Origin of the sequence: Bacteroides sp. 43_46, assembly GCF_001915455.1 — a bacterium.
Classification (GTDB): domain Bacteria; phylum Bacteroidota; class Bacteroidia; order Bacteroidales; family Bacteroidaceae; genus Bacteroides; species Bacteroides caccae.
Map to the genome: position 1 here is coordinate 20,752 of NZ_MNQN01000102.1, position 22,174 is coordinate 42,925.

Annotated in this window: 11 protein-coding genes; 6 read left to right on the forward strand and 5 right to left on the reverse strand. The window is 39.6% G+C overall.

Going from position 1 to position 22,174, the window contains the following annotated elements; genetic code table 11:
* Window positions 1-34: 34 nt before the first annotated feature.
* From BHV72_RS09080 to BHV72_RS09100, 5 genes are all read right to left on the reverse strand, one after another.
* The gene (locus BHV72_RS09080; RefSeq protein WP_122264463.1) at window positions 35-2,695 is read right to left on the reverse strand and encodes a M60 family metallopeptidase; all 2,661 of its coding nucleotides are present in this window, start codon (window positions 2,693-2,695) and stop codon (window positions 35-37) included.
* A gap of 71 nt (window positions 2,696-2,766) precedes the next feature.
* A complete protein-coding gene (locus BHV72_RS09085) occupies window positions 2,767-4,179 on the reverse strand; it encodes a BT_3987 domain-containing protein (protein WP_286855617.1) in 1,413 nt (470 codons plus the stop codon).
* A 21-nt stretch (window positions 4,180-4,200) separates the two neighbouring features.
* Window positions 4,201-6,132 (reverse strand): RagB/SusD family nutrient uptake outer membrane protein, encoded by a 1,932-nt coding sequence (locus tag BHV72_RS09090; RefSeq protein WP_286855618.1) that lies wholly within the window; start codon window positions 6,130-6,132, stop codon window positions 4,201-4,203.
* Between the two features lie 26 nt (window positions 6,133-6,158).
* Complete coding sequence (locus BHV72_RS09095) at window positions 6,159-9,494, reverse strand: TonB-dependent receptor (protein WP_286855619.1); 3,336 nt, start codon at window positions 9,492-9,494, stop codon at window positions 6,159-6,161.
* 35 nt (window positions 9,495-9,529) lie between these two features.
* Window positions 9,530-10,204: a FecR family protein gene (locus tag BHV72_RS09100; protein WP_050396680.1), complete on the reverse strand. Its 675-nt coding sequence runs from the start codon at window positions 10,202-10,204 to the stop codon at window positions 9,530-9,532.
* Window positions 10,205-10,737: 533 nt separating this feature from the next.
* Between BHV72_RS09100 and BHV72_RS09105 the strand changes: the two genes are divergently transcribed.
* The 6 genes from BHV72_RS09105 to BHV72_RS09130 all read left to right on the forward strand — a co-directional run bounded on the left by BHV72_RS09105 (window position 10,738) and on the right by BHV72_RS09130 (window position 21,429).
* The gene (locus BHV72_RS09105; RefSeq protein ID WP_005677341.1) at window positions 10,738-11,391 is read left to right on the forward strand and encodes a FecR family protein; all 654 of its coding nucleotides are present in this window, start codon (window positions 10,738-10,740) and stop codon (window positions 11,389-11,391) included.
* A 59-nt stretch (window positions 11,392-11,450) separates the two neighbouring features.
* Window positions 11,451-14,825, forward strand: coding sequence for a TonB-dependent receptor (locus BHV72_RS09110; protein ID WP_022042666.1), 3,375 nt, complete (start codon window positions 11,451-11,453; stop codon window positions 14,823-14,825).
* A 20-nt stretch (window positions 14,826-14,845) separates the two neighbouring features.
* Window positions 14,846-16,753 carry a RagB/SusD family nutrient uptake outer membrane protein gene (locus tag BHV72_RS09115; protein WP_005677344.1) on the forward strand — a complete coding sequence of 636 codons (1,908 nt, stop codon included), beginning with the start codon at window positions 14,846-14,848 and terminating at the stop codon, window positions 16,751-16,753.
* 20 nt (window positions 16,754-16,773) lie between these two features.
* Window positions 16,774-17,691: a discoidin domain-containing protein gene (locus tag BHV72_RS09120; protein ID WP_286855620.1), complete on the forward strand. Its 918-nt coding sequence runs from the start codon at window positions 16,774-16,776 to the stop codon at window positions 17,689-17,691.
* Window positions 17,692-17,809: 118 nt separating this feature from the next.
* Window positions 17,810-20,686, forward strand: coding sequence for a M60 family metallopeptidase (locus BHV72_RS09125; protein ID WP_286855621.1), 2,877 nt, complete (start codon window positions 17,810-17,812; stop codon window positions 20,684-20,686).
* Between the two features lie 197 nt (window positions 20,687-20,883).
* Window positions 20,884-21,429, forward strand: coding sequence for an RNA polymerase sigma-70 factor (locus BHV72_RS09130; RefSeq protein ID WP_005677347.1), 546 nt, complete (start codon window positions 20,884-20,886; stop codon window positions 21,427-21,429).
* Window positions 21,430-22,174 lie beyond the last annotated feature (745 nt).

Below are 22,174 nucleotides of genomic sequence, written 5' to 3' on the forward strand. Positions count from 1 at the left end.
GCCATTTTTATAAATAATTATCGTGAAATGCAACTTATTCTTTATTCACAAGAATACGTTCTCCATCAGCCTGCACGGCATAAATGCCTGTACGGATTAAAGGAATATTTCTCGGTACACTGAATTTTAAGAAGTTAGAGAAATAAACAACTTCGCCCATAGTACCGTCTGTTGATTGCTTTCTTACTTCGAAGGCTACGGCTTGTTCTCCATTCTTAATTGTGATTTCACTTCCTGTCACAGATGCCACCATTGTATAGGTTGGAGTTTTAGTAATCTTTTCATTGTTCTGGAACTGGGTATAATATCCTAAGTCTCCAACCTCTTTATATCGGTAGTCGCCGGATGTAAAATCTGAAATTTTACGATCTTCAATATATTGTATTGGAGCGGCCTTCGGATAATTCTGAGTTTTAATCCATGCTTTAGTATCTGCTATCATCTTGTCAGTCACTGTATAAGTCCATGTACCGTATTGTTCTACTTTTACATTATCTACAGTTTTGAAGAATCCCCATGTTTCGAAGAAATCCGTAAGGTCTTCCTGGGCAGCTTCGCATACAGCTTTGACGAAAGCCAATTGTCTTGCTCCCGGATCGCTTTCTGGCACATCTTTATATGTTGTACGCATGATATCGAATACTTTAGGCCAGAATTTAGCTTCCTGTTCGTTACCTTTACATAAGTCATAATAGATCCATAGCTGCCAATTCATACGCATGTGAATCTCAGTATCTTCATTCTGGTGAGTAGAAGTACCCATATTCCACCATACCTGCTTATCTCTATAAATTGCATTGGCTAAAGATGTCAAGCCTCGTCCGCGTGACTTATATTTTCCTAATCTGCGAATTACGTAATTAGAGAACAGATTGTTGGATGATTCGGTGGACGACGGCCAGTTAATAGCTGCTTGATGTACGTGTCCCATTTCGTGGGCAGGTCCCCAAGCATTATCTTCTGCTGCCATTACATTTTCACGTAAAAGAATATTTTTCAGATACGTATATACGAATCCCATGCGATAATCAGATGCCCACATATACGAACCTTCAGGAGAAATGGCAAACATGTGGTTATTGATTTTTCCGTCCTGTCTGTATTGAGAGATTCCCATTAACGATTGTTCCCAACCGACAATGTCATCCCAAAGATGAATAGCGGATAAAATTTCAGTCGGAGCAGCATCCAACATTTTCAGACGATGGAAATAGAACATCATTCGTTCTCCACGTACACAGAAATATTTGTGGGTGGCTTTACTGATTAATTCTGCATATTTAGCATCTGTCTTGTGTTCTTCCAAATCGAAGAAACCATTAACTACACCGTGTCCTAGAGGAATATGTATTTTGATAGGAGCAGGGTTGTTAAGTAACTGTTCTCCATCCACATTGTACATAACGAACAATTGACCGGGACCTTGCATTTTTAATAAGTTAACCCCTTCTTCCAAAGAGTAGGTCGTTCCGGTTGCTTGTGTTTGCTTGTAGTAGTCAGTGGAGCTACCGCTTGTATAGACATTCTCCTCCCAAATACATTGTAATGATACTTTTTGTCCTTCCGGGATATTACCTACTAATACTATGATTTCTTCATCTTTGTTGACGTAGATTCCGGTCGGATTGTCTAGATTACTGTATTTCTTTGTTTGTAGTCTTGTTGCCCAGTAGTCGATATTGCTATATGCTTTATATTCGCGTATACGGAAATCTTTCTCCCATTCGTCATAAGTGTTATCTTTTAAGGCATGGGCCACACGTCTGAAAGTTTCACTTTCCAATGCATCGATTTCTTCGTCGGTAACTCCTTCTTTCAAGGAACTACAAGTAAGATCTGTAAAGACAGTCAGGAGTGGATCATTCAAATCTCTGTAGTTTGCTTTTTCAAAAAACTCCATTTCTCCACAACTGGCGAAGCCTCCTAAACCCGTCTTAACGGTGATTTTAACTTTAGTGGCTTTGACCGTTTTAGTTAGTATTCCGGTCTTGCCGTCAAACCCGCCCTGCTGTCCGAAATCATAAGTACCTGCAAGAACATAATTCGGGTTATCCGCTGTTTGAACGTAAACATCGACTGCTCCGAAGTTTCCGTTTCCGTTTCTAGGATAATAGATAAAATAATCGACTTGTTTATCTCCTTGAAGTGTATATTCTAGATCTATAGGCAGTGGATGAGTCGTATTATCCCAAGGAGAATGATAATGATATCCATCACCTTGTGTCTGTGAGCCTTTGATTCCGTCGAATGTCTTTTCGATGCTCCAGTTATCTCCTTGTGAGATAGCATTTCCACTTACTATGGCTATTTGAGTATCGTTTCTGAAATCAACATCATTAACTCCATATTGGGTTAAATTAATGGTATAATTGCCCAACTCAGATTTAACAGCTAATTTGGCATAACGTTTTGTTTTTCCTTGATTATCAAGGATAGAAAGCATTATTTTATCATCCTGTTGGAAAGCTGTAGCCCATTTTTCGTCGGAATTGACACTCCATTGGCTGGTTCGCAGATTTGTTTTTACCGGGATTGACATTGTAGTGCTTCTAAAGTCAATCTCTTTGTTCAGGTCACTACTGCTGATTTCAAATGTATTTGGAATCAGTTCACTCTCATCGTCCTTACATCCGGTATATATTAAGGATGTTATTAGACATAAGAAGTATGTTAAATATAAATGTATATATTTCATAAGTTATTGGATTTGTATAGGAAACCGCTCTATAAATAATAAGAGCATTTCCTATGTATTAACTTTAGTGATTACATTCCCCATAATTTGAGTTCGGCCATTCCCCAACATGCATACCATGAAGTACTACCTGGCTGGAATTCTCCTATGCAATTTCCTAAATAAGACTCCATTACTGTCAATCTTAGATAGCTGAAAGGATTAGGCGACGTAAATACTTTTGAGGTATATGTTTTTCCTCCTTCACTTGCTGTTGGTAATCCTTCGTTTATTTTGACAAACTCATTCCAGTTTGTTCCGTCATTACTAGTAAATAACTTAATTACTTTAGGTCCTGAGTTATTCCAACCTTTTGTAATATACTCAAACATGATAGCTCTCATTTCTTTACCTAAATTAATGTCAATAGGTTGTCCATACTGAGCATTTCCGCTTGCTGATTGATATTTGGTTTCATAAGCTGTACTGGTATCGTCATCGTAAAGAAAACTTAGTGAATTAGCTCCACAGCTCAACGGATCAGTAATTTTATCTGTCAAGTCAATCTTATCATCCACCATATCGAACATATACTTCAAGATTACATAATGTTTTTTAGTGTCCGAGGTAATAGTTTCAAGATCTTCACTTTGTTCAAGTTGTAGTGGAATTAAATAAGTCGCCCCTTTAGTCAATTTAGAACGGTCTACTACTAAAACCCCGACGCTTTCACTAATTCCGGAACTGAATATCAAATCTTCCAGTTGATAAAACGCTCCTTCCGGAACTGCTTTGTAATCTGTTCCTTGGGCCGTATTGTATGCATCTATTTCTGTTTGGTCAGTGCTGGCTGTTATACCGGCCGTAAAATTCCACTGGTTGATGACTCCGGATGTCATGGAGACTTTGATTTCAGCAATAATTTCTTCTTCCTTATTAATTCCCAGGTCTATCATTGTGGATGATTTCTCAAATTTGATACCTAGCTGTTTCACTTGAGGTTTAAGAATTAAGTCTCTTTGCTCAAAATTGACAGAATCAGTTTTACTGGTTAAGCGGATAGGCAAAATAAAGATGCTGTTGGCATTAGCTTCCGCTTCCACCTGTTCTGTTATTTTTTCCGGATTTAATGTAAACTCTTCTATTTTATAGGTATCTGAGGATTCGAAACTAATATCCTTATTCCGGAAAGTATAACAATCACTGTTCAATACAACATAGTTGTTGCCTTTGTAACGTGATTCATTATCAATTTCGGTCTGAGATAATGTGCTTAGTCTGACTTGGGCCGTAGCGGAAGGATCGCTTCCGGATTTGACTACAGTAATAGAATATTTTACTTGTTGTCCATCGTTGAAGAGTACCAGATCGTTCTGTCCACTATTCTTTAAATAAAGAATCTTGTTGTACTCTTGGGGTATCAGTTCTTGGTAGTCAGCTTCTTCACATCCGGTAAATGTGGCGAGTGAACCCAAGAAAAGAAGTGAGTATAATATTTGTTTCATAATTTGTAAACAGTTTAAAGATTAATATTCGGGTGCTTGAACCATTTGTGGATTCTTGTATGTTTCGTTAGCAAATATAGGTGCCAGATACATACGGTTTTCCCATTTGTAATCTTGATTTACAATAACAGGTTGATTTAACTCTTCGAAAGTAGGTTCTTCTACTTGTTCCATATTCAACCCTTTACGTACGCCAGCTGCAAAAACTTCAGGGGCAATCATCCAACGTCGTGCGTCGTAATAGCGTAGACCTTCTCCCCATAGTTCTACAAAACGTTCGTTGCGTATCCAATCCATGGCCGGCATATCATTCAGCATTTCTTCTGTTACGTCCGGTATACCGGCACGTTCACGAACTACGTTCAGATACGTAAGTGCTTCTTTGGGTCTGTCTAAAGCAGCCAAACATTCGGCTACACTTAGGTAAAGTTCTGCCAAGCGGAAGAGAGGACGTGGATAGCTTTTTTCGTTGTTACTCCAGTTTGTACCCCAGTTCAGGTCGGGCTGGATAAATTTCTTTGACATGTATCCTGTGACACAGTGATCACGGGCGAATTCAGTTCTGTTCCAACCTTGTGCTTCGCCTTTCTTAAGATTGAGTACCAGAGGTTTGCCGCCTGAAATTCGTGGGCTGTATTGGTCTCCGTCAAATGAAAGCCATGCATAGAATCGTGGTTCGCGGTTGGTATTTAACTTGATAATATCCGCATTGCTTCTTCCTGCAGATTCATACCATGAATCTTCTTCTGCGAAAGTCCCTTTATTGGCAGCAATTCGAGGTAATTCTCCTTCTTTGGTATAGAATCGCTCTACACTGTTTAATAAAGGAGAGTAGCCGCTATATCCACTTCTCCAAGGGCCTCCGTCTACTTTTACCACGTGTACTGGTAAAGAAGCCATTACTACACCGCTGTCATCTGCAAGTCCCCATATCATTTCACGGTTACCATCCGAGTAACGGCTAGTTACGAGATAACGCATCAAATAAACATGTTTTTTGAATTCTTCGGTAACTCCGTCTACGGGAACATCAAGCTCTCCTAGATTAAGTCCTTGATTACCCATAAGGATTGCACTTTCTTTAGTAGTCATCAGTCCGCATCCGCCTTCTCCTTCTGCCCATTCCAGTGCGTCTTTACAAGCAGTCAGTGCGCGTTCCCATTTATCGGGATCATAAACCTGGCTGACTAATTCTTTCCCATATCCCGGTGTTTCGAAATTCTTGTTTTTCCAATCCGGATAAGGGAATTTCCCATTCCATAAGTCAGAAGCTGCATAGAGCAACAAGCGTGCTTTTACTGCTTTTGCAATAGTGGAAGTTGCACGTCCCCATTCCGAACCGATACGGGAGGCCGGAAGATCTTTAGCTGCTTCGTCCAGTTTCATGGAAATCCAGCTTGTTACGTAATCAAAGTGATAACGTCCGTGATATTCATTGTTCGGTGTATCCATATCAATGTATGAATCAGTGATAGGGCACGGGCCATAGTATTCTAATATCAGGAAATGATAGTAAGCAATTAGGAAATTGGCTTCGGCAGTCCATTCTCTTTTTTGTACTTCCGATACATCGAGGGCATTTGGTAATTGGGACAGAAACAGATAACATTGTCCGATATAGCGGTAGATATTACCCCATTTCCAGTCTCCGGGAGATTCCGGAGTCAGCAGTCCCCAACCGGCACGCTGTCCGCTGTGTCCCCATAATTCCGGGAATACAAATTCATCAGTAGATGCAGCTTCCATTCCGGTATAAGTAATTGGGTTGGATGAACCTTTGATTCCTGCATAGCATGAGTAGAGGAAGCCAAGTGTACTTTCCGGCTTTTTAACGGCATCTCCCAGACCTGCTTGTTCGGGAGGTACTACATCTAGGAAATTGCAAGATGTCAGGCAGCACGTAGAGAGTATTAACAGACTACCCATCTTTTTTATTTTATCTATAAGTCTCATATTTATCTCGTATTTAGGTTCATATATTAGAAATTAAGTTGTACTCCGATGTTGAATGTACGCTGCAAAGGATAAGCATTCCATGATAGTTCCGGGTCCCATAGCTTGAACGGACTGAATACGGCTATATTGTCACCGTTCAGGTATACGCGTCCATATTTGAATTTATATCCCAGTTCCAGTGTCTTGAAACGGATGAAATTACCGTTACGCATCCAGTAAGTACTAGCTACTGTATTATTGGCTGTTTGTGAACTAGTCAATCCTAAGCGCGGATATTTAGCATTTGGATTGGGATTTGACTCAGACCAGTAGTCATCTGCAATGAATTGCATGACATTATAGTCACTTTGGCCGAATGGTGAAATACCGCTAATCATGATAGTGCGTTTAGCCGACCCATTGAAGAATACACCGAAATCGAATTTTTTATAGGTTACATTCATTCCCAAACCATATTGGATGCGGGGGGTAGTTCCATAAGGAGAGATCATTACTTGGTCACTGCCATCTATTTTACCATCTCCGTTTACATCACGGTATTTTATGTCTCCCGGTTTAACAGTACTACCAAGATTCTGTGTCGGGCTATTATCGATTTCTTCCTGACTGCTGAATAATCCTTGGGCGATATATCCGGTTGTGCGGCTTAACGGTTTGCCTGTAGATGTTTTCCATACATACGGATAAACCGGTTCATCCAGGTTGACATATTTGTTTTCAGTATATGTGAAGTTTCCACGGAAATCTACATATAAATCTTTTGTGAATTCTTTTCTCCAGTTTACACTTAGTTCAATACCCCAGTTATCAACTTTACCTTTATTGCTCCAAGGTTTAGCTGTATAATATCCAAGAGATTCCGGCCATGCTTCGCGGTGGAGCAGGATATTGTAACGTTTCTCATTAAAATAATCGGCAGTAATAGTCAACTGGCGGAATAATTCGAGGTCGATACCTATATCCAGTTTCTTTACGCGTTCCCAACCGCCATTAACAACTGCATAATTGGTTACTAAAGGACCATATAAGGTATAGTTCATATCTACACCGGTAGTGAAGCCTATGTTATTGAGCGATACCTGGTCGATGTACAGGAAGTGTTGTGCACCGGCAGAAAGTCCGGTTTCGTCACTACCTACCAGACCATAAGATCCTCTGATTTTCAGGTTATCTATATACTTGGTCATCGGTTCAAAGAACTTTTCGTTACTGATTACCCAGCCTAGAGATACGGCGGGGAAGAATTCGAAACGTTCTTTCTTGGCCAGACGTTCTGTTCCGTTATAACCGAAATTCAGTTCTACCAGATAGCGCTGACCGTAGTCGTAAGTAAAACGTCCTGAGAATCCTTGATTGCGTTCGGGTAGTACGCTACTACGATATTCACGTTGCATATACATCAGCATTCCTGTTACATGATGTAGATTGAACTGGCGGTCATAATTCACGCGGGCGTCCAGATAGAAAGTCTGGTCGGAAGCTTTGCTTATATCTGATGTTTTCAGATAGTCAGTTCCTGATGTTCCCAGGCGTTCAATTTCATAATCAGTAGGATTTGAAGGGTTATAACTTCCTCCTTTAATACCATAATAATAAGGTTCGATCGTCCGATTGTAGGAAGATGAAGCCCAATTCTTCCAATTGACCATTGCTTGTACGCTTAACCCCTTAGTTACGAAATCAAGTTTTTGGTTGATTTTTAAAGAAGTATTGAGTGTGTTCTCATTATATTCCTTGAATGAACTCAACATATAAGCATACGGGTTGGTACGTACCGAAGATCCTGTCCATATAGCATTACCAAAACGGATATGTGTGTCTCCGGGTTGTGCCGGGAAAGTAACGGGGAAGTTAATAGGATTACAATACAACATCTGAGCGAATAAATCGGAAGTACTGTAGTTCGGTCCCTTCTTGTTACGAATCTGGGCGTTCATGTGTAAATCGATTTTAGTTGTAGATGTTATTTTGTAAGAGATATTGTTTTGGAAATTATATCCCCAATTGTTTATATTATTATTATACGAATATACTTTCTTTGTATCCAGCAAACCTGTATCGTGATTGGCTTGCAAGCTCATATAATAAGATGCTTTTGAACCACCGCCTGAGATGTTGACATTGGCACGCTGATTCATATTCATGTTTTTGAAGATGATGTCTTTCCATTGTACATCCGGATAAATGTAAGGATTAACTTGGTTGCGTGTGTTGTCGATGTCAAGTTGCGAATATTTTGGGGTCGCTCCCGGATTACGTGTCAATTGGGCTTCGTTGTACATTTCCATCCAAGTGGCACCATTTACAAAGTCGGGGAAGTTCATCGGTTTATTGAAAGAGTTCTCAACCGTGACGTTAATTCTGGTTTTCTCGTTTTCTTTACCGGTCTTGGTAGTGATGAGCATAACGCCGTTGGCACCACGGGCACCGTAGATAGCGGTCGCAGAAGCATCTTTCAAAATAGAGAAACTTTCGATCGTTTCAGCCGGAATATTATTCAGGTCTGCCGTAGAAATTTCTACATCATCCAAAAGTATTAAAGGAGTGGCTCGTCCGCCAAAGGTACTCACACCGCGAATGTAGAATTCGGAAGCGGCACCCGGTTCGCCGGTCGAAGTCATAGAAATAACACCTGCCAGTTTTCCCGCAAAGGAGGTGGTAAGCGAAGAACTTGGAGCTTTCAGTTCCAGACCTTTCACACTGGTGATTGACCCTGTTACACTGACTTTCTTCTGTGTACCGGCACCTACTACTACAACTTCACTCAGCAGTTGGTTGTCTGATTCCATCTTTACGTTGATGACACCAAGATCGCCTACATCGACTGTTTTCTTTCTGTAACCGATGTAACTGAATTCCAGCTGTGCTTTCGAGCCGCTGATAGCAATCGTGAAATTACCATCCAAATCGGTAATTACTCCGTCCTTCTGTCCTTTCACTACAACAGTAGCACCGATAACCGGATCGCCATTTTCAGCGTCTACCACCGTACCCGTAACGGTACGTTTCTTTTTGGGTTGTTGCTGTGCGGCTTCCTCTTTGTTTACCTTTAATATGATCTCGTTACCTTTGATCATGTAGGTGATTCCGCTACCTTTGAAGACTTCTTTTAAAACTTCTTCAATAGTCCCTTCACAATTTAGATTTTTGTTGGTTGTGTTTTTCAAGTCTGCAGCATTGTAGAAAAATGTGTAATTACTGTTTTTTTCAATTAGCTGGATTGCTTGTTTGATAGTCATTGCTTGCCCTTTTACTGAGATTACTCCTTGTGCTCCTAGGATGTTGAGCGGGTAAAAAAGCAACAGCAATACGATATACTTCAGATATCGTTGCTTGTAAGAAATTTGAATTTTTCTCATGCTTTAGCATTTTAGATTAGACATAAGTTTAATTATTATTTTTTTATAATGATTTTATTTGCATGTTCTTCTTTATTCAGGTTTAATGTGAAACAAATTTTGTTGACTACATCTTCCAATGGTTCGTCATAGCGAATGCTTCCGGTAAATGCTGATTCATGATTGATACCTTTTGCTAATGTGACGTCGGAGTTGTACATTTGATTGATGATACTAATAAGCTCTTGCAAGGGAATATCCGTGAAGTTATATTTTCCGTTTTCCCATTTTATATTAGTAATCTGTTCTACTCTCATTTCAGCATTACGCGGATTGTATATCACTCTTTGTAAAGGCTTCATTACTGTTTTTTGTCCGGTGGATTCAACATTAAATTCTATCTTTCCACGAAACAATGTAATTTCGTTCTTTTCGGCATCGGTTTGTTTGATATGGAAGCAAGTTCCTTTTACTTCAATAAAAGCCTTGTCGATATATACTTGGAAAGTACTTCCTTCATGCTTATAAACTTCAAATAATGAATTACCACTCAACCAGACTTTTCTTTCTTTGTTAAAAGATTTTGTATATTGAATAGAACTTCCGGGCTCCATCCATACTTTGCTGCTATCCGGAAGAGTGTACATCTGGTTCTGCTGAGCTGTAATTTTAATAAGCTCATTAGCTATCTTGTCGCCTTTAAACGTTAACCAGAATCCGCCTATTGTCAATAAAAGTGCAATTGAGGCAGCGGCAAAATACCACCTTGGTTCTACAAGAACTCTGTTATTTTTCCTGTATTCACATTTGGTTTTTACCTTTTTCCATATTTGTTCTTTTATTGCCATATCAGCAGCTCTGTTTCCAGATTCATTCCATTGTTTTTTTATTTCTATATTTACCGATTCCAAGTCAGCAAAGGCTTTCCGTTGCTTTTTGGAGAGTCTACCTGACAGCAGACTTTTGATTAATCTTTTCCTTTCGACCTTATCCATTCTATTCTACCTTGTTGGTTTTAAACTCTATTGTTGCTCATATACTATAAATACACACCAGCTCTTTCTAACCCCACATCGACTTTGTAAAAAAGTGAAAGTTTTTTTGAACGTAAACTGTAATTGTCTGATAATTAGCAATATAGTTAATTGATTAATGCGAAAAAAAATAAAAAAGATGTGAGATGTATTACTAAGTTCTTGTAGAACTAAGGCCATATTTGGCTGCCGCTTCAGTAGCTATCCTATTGTTGATAGGTGGACTTTGGATGATTTTAGGTGATAATAAAGCGGAAATGAATGAGTTGGTAAGGATTGAAGCCCAACAAAGTATGATGTATATTTTGCCGGATAGCACCAAGGTCTGGATGAAGCCCGGAAGTTCTATCCAATTTGCAAAAGATTTTAATAAAGACAGAAAAGTCTGGTTGAGTGGTAATTCATTATTTGAAGTTTATAAGCACGAGGGAAGTACTTTTCAAGTACACATTAATAAAGCTTTTATAGAAGTGAAGGGAACTTGCTTTCTTGTCAAGCAAGATGATATAAAGCAGAATGAAATTACGCTGTTTCATGGTAAGATAGAATTTAATGTTGAATCTACCGGGAAGAAAATAGTCATGCAACCACTTCAGAAAGTGACTTATAATGTAGATAATGCACAAACACAAATAGAGAATATCTCAAATATCAGTTGGGAAAATGGAAGATATAACTTTGAAGATGTTCCGTTGACTCAACTGATTGAAACAGTCAATCAGATGTATAATACAAATATAGTCTTAAAGAGGAATTTAGGAAAAAAAGCATTGTTTAGTGGGAGTATCCGTTATGACGAAACTTTGGATGATGTACTTGATAAAATCTGTTTTAGTCTCAATTTGACCATAGAAACACACAATGAACAAATTATTATTCATTAATATCAATATAAATATTTTATTATAAACTTAATCGAATGTCTAATCTAATCAGTCGAAGCATGAGAAAACAAAGAATCTCTAGTTGCAGGCGATATTTGAAGTATATCGTCCTCACTTTGCTTTTTTATCCGTTATCTGTCCTTGGAGCTCAGGGACAAGTTTCAGTAAAAGGGCAGTCAATCACTATTAAACAGGCTATTCAGCTTATTGAAAAAAACAGTAGTTATACTTTTTTCTACAATGCAGCAGACCTGAAAAACACAAAAACTAGAAATATTAATTGTTCGGGTACAATTAATGAAGTGCTTAACGAAGTATTCAAAGGGAGTGGAGTCAGTTATACTATTAAAGGTAACGAAGTTATTTTAAAAGTTGAAGGCGAATCTACTCAACAAGCGGCCAAACACAAGATTATTGGTGTAGTGACCGAGTCGGCCACCGGAGATCCCATTCCTGGGGCATCTGTTATGATTAAAGGAACAAAAACCGGTACGACTACCGATGTAGATGGTAAGTTCGAGGTTATGGCGACTTCCAGTGATGTTCTGGTTATCTCTTTTATCGGATATTCTTCTAAGGAGATCAAAGTAGGAAACCAGAAAGTACTGAGTGTTACTTTATCTGACGATGCAGAACAGCTGGATGAAGTAGTCGTAACGGCCTTCGGAACAGGACAGAAGAAAGAAACAGTAACAGGTTCTATCCAGTCTGTACGTCCGGCAGATTTGAAAGTACCGACTGCTAATCTTTCTACGGCTTTTGCCGGTCGCCTTTCCGGTGTGATCTCTTATCAACGTAGTGGTGAGCCTGGAAATAACGGTGCGGATTTCTTTATCCGTGGTGTTGCTACCATGAACAGTGCTACTCCGCTTATTGTACTTGACGGAGTTGAAATCTCAAAAGCGGATTTGAATGCACTTGATCCGGAAGTCATTGAAAGTTTTTCTGTACTGAAAGATGCAACTGCTTCCGCCATGTACGGTACACGCGGTGCGAATGGTGTACTTATCATTAAAACCAAGTCGGGTTCCGACCTTGAAAAACCGATTATCGGTGTGCGTGTAGAGGCTTACGTCAATACCCCCATTAAGCGCCCGAAAACGGTGGACGGAGTGACGTTTATGAGAATGTATAATGAAGCCGTTACTAATCAAGGTACCGGAGATGCACTGTATTCAGATGATAAAATCTATGGTACGGCGAATAACTTGAATCCATACATTTACCCGAATGTGGATTGGTACGACGAAGTATTCAAGAACGCGACCTTCAATCAGAAAGCTAACTTCAATGTTCGCGGAGGTACTTCCAAGATTACTTACTTTATGAATGTGAATGTCAATCATGAAACAGGTATGCTGAAAGACCGTTCCAGCAACTTCTTTTCTTATAAGAATAATATCGACTATATGAAATATGCATTTCAGAATAATGTGGACTTCCATATGTCGAAGACTTCTACTTTGTCTTTACACTTGAATGTACAGTTGAACAATATGCATGGTCCGTTGACAACTTCAGAAGGAGCCGGTGTAGATAATATTTTTGGGGCTATCATGGGAACTAACCCGGTCGATTTTCCTGTAATGTATCCGCAAGAAGATGAGAAATGGTATCGTTGGGGTAGTATTGTGGCAGGTAACTATAATCCTGTAAACCCTGTTGCTGTGTCCAGTATGGGGTATAAGGATACGTTCGAGAGTACGGTTGTTGCCAATCTGGACTTTGATCAGAAACTTGATTTTATTACCAAAGGATTGAGCTTCAAAGCATTGATTTCATTTAAGAACTGGAGTTATAATTCCAAATATCGTTTACAGGGTTATAATACTTACCAGTTGACTGACTATACCAAGAATGAAGATGGAACATATAATTATACAGTAAATTCAATAGGGGATGCAACCAATCATACGTTAGATTCTTTCTTTGGTACTGACGGTGACAGACGCTTTTACATTCAAGGTTACTTTAATTATGACCGTGCTTTTGGCGATCATCATGTAGGTGGTATGTTGTTGTATAACCAGGATGAATATAACTCAAATTTTAATTCCAGTTTATTGAACTCTTTGCCCAAACGTAGAATGGGTATTGCCGTTCGTGCTGCTTATGATTATGCCAATCGCTATTTATTTGAGTTCAATGCTGGTTATAATGGATCTGAGAACTTCGCAAAAGGACATCGTTTCGGATTCTTCCCCTCTGTGTCAGTGGGTTGGAATATCAGTCAGGAGAAATTCTGGGAACCAATTAGAAATATAGTATCTAATTTCAAAATTCGCGGTTCTTATGGTTTGGTGGGTAACGACCAAGTACCTTATACTCGTTTCTTGTATATGGGAATCACTACATTGAATGATTCTCCCAGCTATCAGACTGGTTATGGCAGCCATAAAGAGTCACATAATGGCCCTACATTCTCAAGATTTGAAAATGAAGATATGACATGGGAGGTAGGTCATAAGCTGAATGTGGGAGCAGACATTCAATTATTTAACTCTCTCAATTTGACAGTTGACGCATTCCGTGAGATCAGAAGTAATATCCTTACTACAAAAGGTTCTATTCCTAATTATCTGGGAGCAGCCAAGACAGTAATCTATGGAAACTTTGCCAAGGTAAAGAACTGGGGAGTTGATCTGGCGGTTGATTATGGTAAACAGATCAATAGAGATCTATCAATTCAGTTTAAAGGAACGTTTACGTTTGCCAGAAATCGTGTAATGGAAACTGATGAGGCCGCTGATATACGTCCGGCTCTGTCCGCAGTAGGAAAACCCTTGAATACACTATGGGGATATGTAGCTGACGGACTATATATTGACGAAGCTGATATAGCGAATAATCCTACCTCTACATTAGGTAATATAACAATAGCGGCAGGTGATGTGAAATATGTAGACCAACCAGATGTAAATGGTAATTATGACGGACAGATAGACTCCGATGACAGAGTCGCCATTGGTCATCCTACTATTCCTGAAATTATCTATGGTTTCGGTCCGTCTATTACTTGGAAGAAATGGGACTTCTCCGTATTCTTCCAGGGACAGGCTAACGTCTCATTGATGATGAGTGGTTTTGAGCCTTTTGGTACTCAAAGTAAAAACAATGTGTTGGAGTGGATTGCAGAGGATTATTGGAGCAAAGAAAATCAGAATCCGAATGCTAAATATCCCCGTTTGACTAAGTACAACAACAATAATAATATGCAATCTTCTACTTATTGGTTGAGAAATGCCGCTTTCCTGAAATTAAAGAATGCAGAAGTTGGTTATAACTTTAAATGGGGAAGAGTTTATATGAGTGGAACCAATCTGCTGACATTCTCTCCGTTTAAATTGTGGGATCCTGAAATGGGTGGAGGAAAAGGTATGGCTTATCCTACTCAGAGAACTTTCAACTTAGGTGTTCAAATTACATTCAAATAAACATATAATAACCAGTGATTATGAAAAAAATATATAGAATTTTATTCTTGCTAGTTGCATTAATTGGATATAGTTCTTGTAACTATCTGGACATTGTTCCGGATGAAACAACTACTGACGAGGATACTTATGCTGATAAAGATGCAGTGAGAGATTATCTTTATTCTTGTTATGCCTATTTGCCGCAGTGTAACATATCGAGTGGTAGCTTGGACCAGATGACAGGTGATGAGGTGATTACTGCATTCGAGCATGAAACGTTTGCCGGTTTCCCTAAAGGAAACTATTCTGCGGCAACTCCTGTAATTTCTTATTGGGACACTTTCTTCCAGGGTATCCGCCAATGTTATATGTTGCTTGAAAGGATTGACAAGGTAGCTGATTTGAGAAACGATTTGAAAGTGGATTATAAGGCACAGACTAAATTTCTGATAGCTTATTATCATTATTTGATGGCCCGTTGTTATGGTCCTACTTTGCTGATAAAAGAAACACCTTCTATCACGACTCCGGTGGAAGAATATTTGGGAAGAACACCTTATGATGAATGTGTGGAATGGATATGTAATTTGTTTGACGAAGCTGCCAATGATTTGCCGGCTGTTCGTTCTACGGCTTCCGAGTTCGGACTTGCCACTAGTATCGCTGCTAAATCATTAAAGGCAAAGATGCGACTTTATGCAGCTTCGCCGCTATTCAATGGTAATTCAAAATTTTATAGCAACTTTGTAGATAAGGATGGTGTGCAGTTGATGCCGCTTACTTATGACGCTAATAAGTGGGTACTTGCAAGAGATGCCTGTAAAGAGGCTATTGAACTTGCCGTACTGAACGGACATGATTTATATAAAAAGAAAGATTACCGGCTGGATGAGTCAGAAGCTAATCCATACCCCGAAGAAGGAGCTGTCAGATGTTTGCGTACAGGTATGGTGGATTGGGAATCACGTAACGTAGAAGTTTTGTTTGCCGAAACTCGGAATGAAGGTAGCTATGGCGTACAAAATAAATCATTGCCGTTTGTGAAAGACGGTTGGGCATGGAATGGTGTTTGTCCTACTTGGGCTATGTTGAATCGCTTTTATACAAAGAATGGTTTGCCTTGGGATGAAGATCCGGAATTTGCATCGAAAGTGAAAACCGAAGTGGTTAGTGTAGATGCTGCTCATGCTACTCAAGCTGCACAGGGTCAGAAAACAATTCTCTTTAATTTAGACCGTGAGCCTCGTTATTATGCTTGGATAGCTTTTCAGGGTGGTTACTTTGAGGTATTGAACAATGCTACAAATCCGGCTTATAGCGATGGTTATGTAGATGGTGGACGCTTGGTATGTAGTTTCCTTTTGGGAGGTAATTGTAGTATTGGTACAGCTAACGTGCAGCGTGATGGTAACTATAGTCCTGGTGGATATTTGAATAAAAAAGGAGTGGATCCCAATACTACCGTGGGGACGAGCAGTACGACTTTGAACCAATATCCTTGGCCGGTTATTAGATTAGCAGATTTATATTTGGCTTATGCAGAAGCTTGCATTGAAATTGGAACATCAGATGATTTGACGAATGCTAAGACATATATCAATTATATCAGAGAACGTGCAGGAATTCCGACATTAGAAACTTCATGGAATGGAATAGCTACGCTGAACCAATCTAAACTTCGGGAAATTGTCCGTCAGGAAAGAATGATTGAATTGTATCTGGAGAATCAAAATTTCTGGGATATGCGTCGTTGGCTTCTGGCTGAGGAATATTTCGGAGTAAAAGCGAAAGGTATGAATATTAAAGCGTCAACAATTGATGATTTTGCCAAACTGACAGAAATCAGTTTTGAGCGTAAGTTTAAATCTCCTACTCAGTATTTGTTGCCAATTCCTTCTACTGATATAAACAGAGACCCACAATTGGTGAATAATCCGGGGTATTAATCAATAAAATGTCTATTAATATGAAAAAAATATTATCTTATATTATAATGGGAATCTTGGGAGTGACGGTTTTTACTGCTTGCTCTGATGATGAATCTTATCCGACTCCGACAGCTTTGGATCCGAGTACACTCTCTTATGAGGCGAAAGCAGGAGCTGTAAAACTGAAATGGAAGATTCCGGAGAATGCTAATTATAAGTATATCAAAGTTACTTATACATTGCCGGAAAGTGGTAAGGAGTGTTTACGTCTGGCTAGTGTATATAGTGATACGATATTGGTGGATAATTTATTGAAAAGATATGGAGATATTGTGTTTACGTTACAGCCATGCAGTGCTGATGGTAATGGCGGAGAAATTTGCTCTATTACTGCACAGGCAGCGGCAGCAAATAAGCAGACTGTAACTATTTCTAAAGACTTTAAAATAACGGGAGAAGGAGATGCATGGACCGATGCTCAGGAAACATCAGAAGGGCCGTTGAAGAATCTGTTTGACGGTAGTACTGCTTCTGATAATTACTTCCATATGTCTTGGAGTGCTTCGACTCCTTTTCCGCATTATATCGTAGTAGATTTAAAAGAAGAAACAAACTTTTTTAGTTTCACTTATACTGCTAGAGATAACGCAAACTGTGATAATCCGAAAGAAATGGATATTTTGGTAAGTAAGGAACTGGTGGGATCGAAGCCTGATTATGTAAATGAAACGGGAACGACTAAGTTGGCTTCTCTTTCAGAACTTCCGGGAACTCGGAAAGCCTCATATATGTCGGACAGAATTTCTTCGGATGAAACATTTCGATATGTCTGGTTTAAAGTATTGTCTGCAACTTCCGGAAGTAACTGGATTGCTCTGTCGGAACTGGCATTGAAACAAGTGACAACGACAATCTATGATCCCGAAACCGGAGAGACAGTGGTAGTGGAGGATTAATGTCTCTTGAAATAAGTGACGTTCTCTGACAGAGAATTGATAGCGGAGATACAAATGATTGCTAGGATATATTTGTATCTCCGTTCTTTTTCCCCTTTTATAAATTAAATTGAAAACTATGAGAAGAATATATTTATTACTGCTTTTCTTGATTCCCTTGAGTCTGCTGGCGGCTTGTTCCAGCGACGATGAAATAGCAATTGCTACATTGGAAATCAGTAAAACAACAGTTGACTTCAAAAGTGAAGCAAGCGAACAAAGTCTGACGATTACTACAAATGCTGTTGCGTGGACTGCCCAATCGGATAAAAGTTGGTGCCGCCCTTCGATTGTAGGAAAACTGCTGAAAATATCCGTAGATCAAAGTGACGAAAGATTGGTACGTGAAGCTACCGTATCGGTTACGGCAGATGGGTTATCGAAAACGATCAGAGTCCGTCAGCTAGGTTATGAAGCGGCTATCTTGATTGATCAGCAAGCGTTTGAAGTACCGGCGGTGGGTGCGCAAATCAAATTTGCCGTGACTACCAATGTTGAGGTAGAACCGGTTCTGTCCGACTGGATTGTCGAAGCTCCTAAAACTCGTTCTGCCGAAATGGTGACAACGGACTACTGCTACTCGGTACGTGCCAGTATATTGGACAACAAAAGACAAGGTACTATCGTATTTACAGAGAAACTGCCGGAAGATGCAACGGAAAACGATGTACCGGTTTCTGCCACCGTGTCTGTCACCCAACATGGACTCAATGAATATAATGCCGACACGGGGGAAGATATCAAAGGCGATATTAAATTGAAAGTAAAGGATGGGACCGCTTCTTCTTTCCAAGATGGTGGAGAAATTGAAAAATCATTTGACGGAGACTACTCTACCATTTATCATTCCAGTTGGAATAACTCCGGCAGCAATTACTTCCCCATTACACTGACTTATAATTTGGAAGAAGTGTCCGATGTCGATTATCTGGTTTATTATCCTCGCACGGACGGTGCCAACGGAAAGTTTAAGGAAGTGGAAATTCAATATTCCGAAGATGGGAGTGCTTTCACTCCTTTGGCTGATAAAGATTTCTTAGGTTCCGCTTCTGCTACTAAAGTATTATTCGATGCTCCCGTTCGTGCTAAATCCTTCCGCTTTATCGTAAAAACTGGTGCAGGAGATGGACAAGGGTTTGCTTCTTGTGCTGAAATGGAATTTTATGCAAAGAATCCCGAAGCCTTTGATTATTCAACTCTTTTTGCAGACGAGACGTGTAGTGAGCTAAAAGCGGGAATTACTGAGGCTGACATTGAGAAGTGCGAGTTCCCGTTCTTTAAGAATCTGGCTTATTACATGATTAAAGGTAAATATGAGCCGGAGTTCCGTGTGGGTGAATTTAAAGCATACCCGAATCCTGATATTCAATCGGGGACTCATAAAACGAATCCGTATAGTCTTTTAGACAATCCGACCGGTATTTCGGTGAAGGCTAATGAAAACCTGATTGTACTTGTGGGCGATACGCACGGTTATGACATCAGTTTGAAGGTACAGAATCTGGATGCTCCGGAAAGTGACGGCTTCGGAGGAGTGACCTATCCGTTGAGTCGGGGAACGAACAAGTTGACAATCAGTGAGAAAGGATTGGTTTACGTGATGTACCATACCCGGACGTTGGATGATGCGGCTGCGTTGCCGGTGAAGATTCATTTTGCATCGGGAACAGTAAACGGTTATTTTGACTCGCAGAAACATGAGGGACGTTGGAATGAACTGTTGGGAAAAGCTACGGATAAGTATTTTGACGTAGTAGGGAAGTATGCACACATGACTTTCGAAACGAATGACTATCGTAAATATGCTGCTAATAACGGAAACGAACTGATTGATTTGTATGACCAGATTGCGTTGAACGAAATGCAGTTGTTGGGACTGGAGAAATATGACAAGATGTTCAGAAACCGTATGTACTTGAATGTCATGTATCAATCATATATGTATGCCACTTCCTATCATACCGCTTATAATCAAACGACGATGAGTGATATCTGTAATCCTTCCAAACTTAAGACAAGCGCTTGCTGGGGACCGGCACACGAAATAGGTCACTGTAACCAGACTCGTTTGGGAGTGATGTGGATCGGAATGACGGAAGTGACAAATAACATTATGTCCGAGTATATCCAGACAACAATTTTTGGTCAGGGCTCGCGTATACAAACTGAAGACATGGGGGATGTTTACCGTAATCGATACTCAAAAGCCTGGAATGGAATAATCGTTGCGGGTAGTTCTCATGCTGATTTTTCAAATATAGGTGACGATGCGAATGATGTCTTCTGCAAACTGGTTCCTTTCTGGCAACTGGAACTTTACTTCGGAAAAGTGCTGGGACGGACTCCTTTGCAACAGTCGGACAAAGGCGGATTCTATCCGGATGTTTATGAGTATGCCCGTAATAAAGATTATACAGGCATGACGGACGGAGACATACAATTGGATTTTGTCTATAATTGCTGCCTGTCGGCAAAGATGAATCTGCTTGATTTCTTTGAAAAGTGGGGATTCCTTACTCCTGTCAATAAAAAAATTGAGGACTATGACACCAGGACTCTTACCGTAACGCCGGATATGGTAGATGCGTTAAGGCATAAAGTAAATGGCTTGGGATATTCCAAACCCGATGTAGCCTTGGAGTACATATCGGACAATTCGTTTGAACTATATAAAAGTAGGGCGTCGGTAGTGGCAGGTTCGCACGCAACACACACTGCCAAAAGCTTCACAGAAGGGAAGACGGAGGCTATTGGTGAAGCGATAACTATCCAAGGATGGAAAAATGTAGTGGCTTATGAAGTAAAGGATGCAGATGGAAAGTTGATTTTTGTTTGCAGTGGTGAAACCACTCCATCTTCTACACATACGTTTATTTTGCCTCTCAGCTGGAAAGAAGGGTTTAAATTGTATGCTGTGTCGGCAACAGGAGATCGTACGGAAGTGACGATGAATTAAAAAAGTTTTCAATAGTGCAGGGTGCGGGATGATGAAAGAATATTCTGGTTAACAGATTCTTCCGTTATTCCGCATTCTTTCTTTCGGAAGTAAAATCTTTAGATATTTGAATAAAAAGACCTGTTTTTGCATGATTTTTTCAAATAATATAGAAGTTTATCTATTTTTCTTTTATATTTGTATAGTTTTTGTACAATATGGATGAAACAGAGATATTAACCGAGGTAAAGGCTGGAAATACAATTGCATTTGAGCGTCTATATGACTGTTATTGGCTGAAAGTCTATAACTTTGCGCAGCTTTATATAACTTCGTCTTTCGAGGTTTCTGAAGTGGTACAAGATGTTTTTGTTAAAGTTTGGGAATCAAGGGAAATGTTTGATGAAACCAAGAACTTTGACGGTTTCCTCTTTATTATTACCCGTAACATTATCTTTAATTATTCGCGTCGGCATTTTTATGAGTTGAATTTTAAAATGACAGCCCTGCGAGGTCTTGAAAATTCATACGATATAGAAGATGAGTTGGATGCGGCCGATTTAAAAAGCTATATTGATAAGTTGATTGAACAGCTTCCTCCTCAACGGCGGCGGATCTTCAAAATGAGCCGGGAACAACATTTGACTAATAAAGAAATAGCGGAACGATGTGCAGTTTCCGAGAAAGCGATAGAGCGGCAGATAACTATGGCGTTGAAATTCCTTAGAGATAATCTTCCGATGTTTATAGTATTTATGGGGTAGATGAAGTGTTACACGATTATGTTCTTGAGGGCCATCGGTAGTCTCAACTTCTAATTTTTAGATGACTCCAGAAAAAAGTTTTTATCAATTTTACCTTCATACTCTCATTAATAGTCTACATCCCTTTATTCATCAGGGTTGCAGCTATGAGAGTTGCTACAAGGAACAGCCTGAGAGTAAAAAGTTACCCTCATAAATCTCTTTATATACAGCTTATCCGGCAACATAATACAGCCGGTAAACACTGATATATCTTATGAAACGCTATAAGGTCTATCATAATAACGATATAGATTACTTATGTTTGTCTTCTTTGTCCTTCAACAGCTAACCAATGTTAGCCTCTCCGTTTACCGGGATTAGCTGATAAGCTAACGAAGGTTGACAAACAAGCTAATGAAGGTAAACCTCTCTGCTTCCTTATAGCTTCATGTTTTAATCCCGTATGCTTTTAGTAACAAATGTATAGGGAATTCTCCAGAGAATACGGTCTGAAGGTAACTGTTTACCCTCAGGCTACTTCTTGTAGTTACCCTCATAGCTGCAACCCTGATGAATAAAGGAATGTAGACTATTAGTGAGGGCATGAGAGTTAAATCGATAAAAACTGGTTCTTCTTCAAATTTGGTGGTAAACTTAATTAGGGAAATAATAATTTGATAATCGATAGTATTCTCCATTCTCCTCCTTCGGGAAGGAGGAGTCCCCGTAGGGGGAGGTGGTAGGTGAATGCGTAAGTCTGTTA

Coding starts and splice junctions, on each gene's coding strand:
- BHV72_RS09080 (WP_122264463.1), bottom strand. CDS start 2,695: ATGAAATATATACATTTATATTTAACATACTTCTTATGTCTAATAACA.
- BHV72_RS09085 (WP_286855617.1), bottom strand. CDS start 4,179: ATGAAACAAATATTATACTCACTTCTTTTCTTGGGTTCACTCGCCACA.
- BHV72_RS09090 (WP_286855618.1), bottom strand. CDS start 6,132: ATGAGACTTATAGATAAAATAAAAAAGATGGGTAGTCTGTTAATACTC.
- BHV72_RS09095 (WP_286855619.1), bottom strand. CDS start 9,494: ATGAGAAAAATTCAAATTTCTTACAAGCAACGATATCTGAAGTATATC.
- BHV72_RS09105 (WP_005677341.1), top strand. CDS start 10,738: ATGATTTTAGGTGATAATAAAGCGGAAATGAATGAGTTGGTAAGGATT.
- BHV72_RS09110 (WP_022042666.1), top strand. CDS start 11,451: ATGAGAAAACAAAGAATCTCTAGTTGCAGGCGATATTTGAAGTATATC.
- BHV72_RS09115 (WP_005677344.1), top strand. CDS start 14,846: ATGAAAAAAATATATAGAATTTTATTCTTGCTAGTTGCATTAATTGGA.
- BHV72_RS09120 (WP_286855620.1), top strand. CDS start 16,774: ATGAAAAAAATATTATCTTATATTATAATGGGAATCTTGGGAGTGACG.
- BHV72_RS09125 (WP_286855621.1), top strand. CDS start 17,810: ATGAGAAGAATATATTTATTACTGCTTTTCTTGATTCCCTTGAGTCTG.
- BHV72_RS09130 (WP_005677347.1), top strand. CDS start 20,884: ATGGATGAAACAGAGATATTAACCGAGGTAAAGGCTGGAAATACAATT.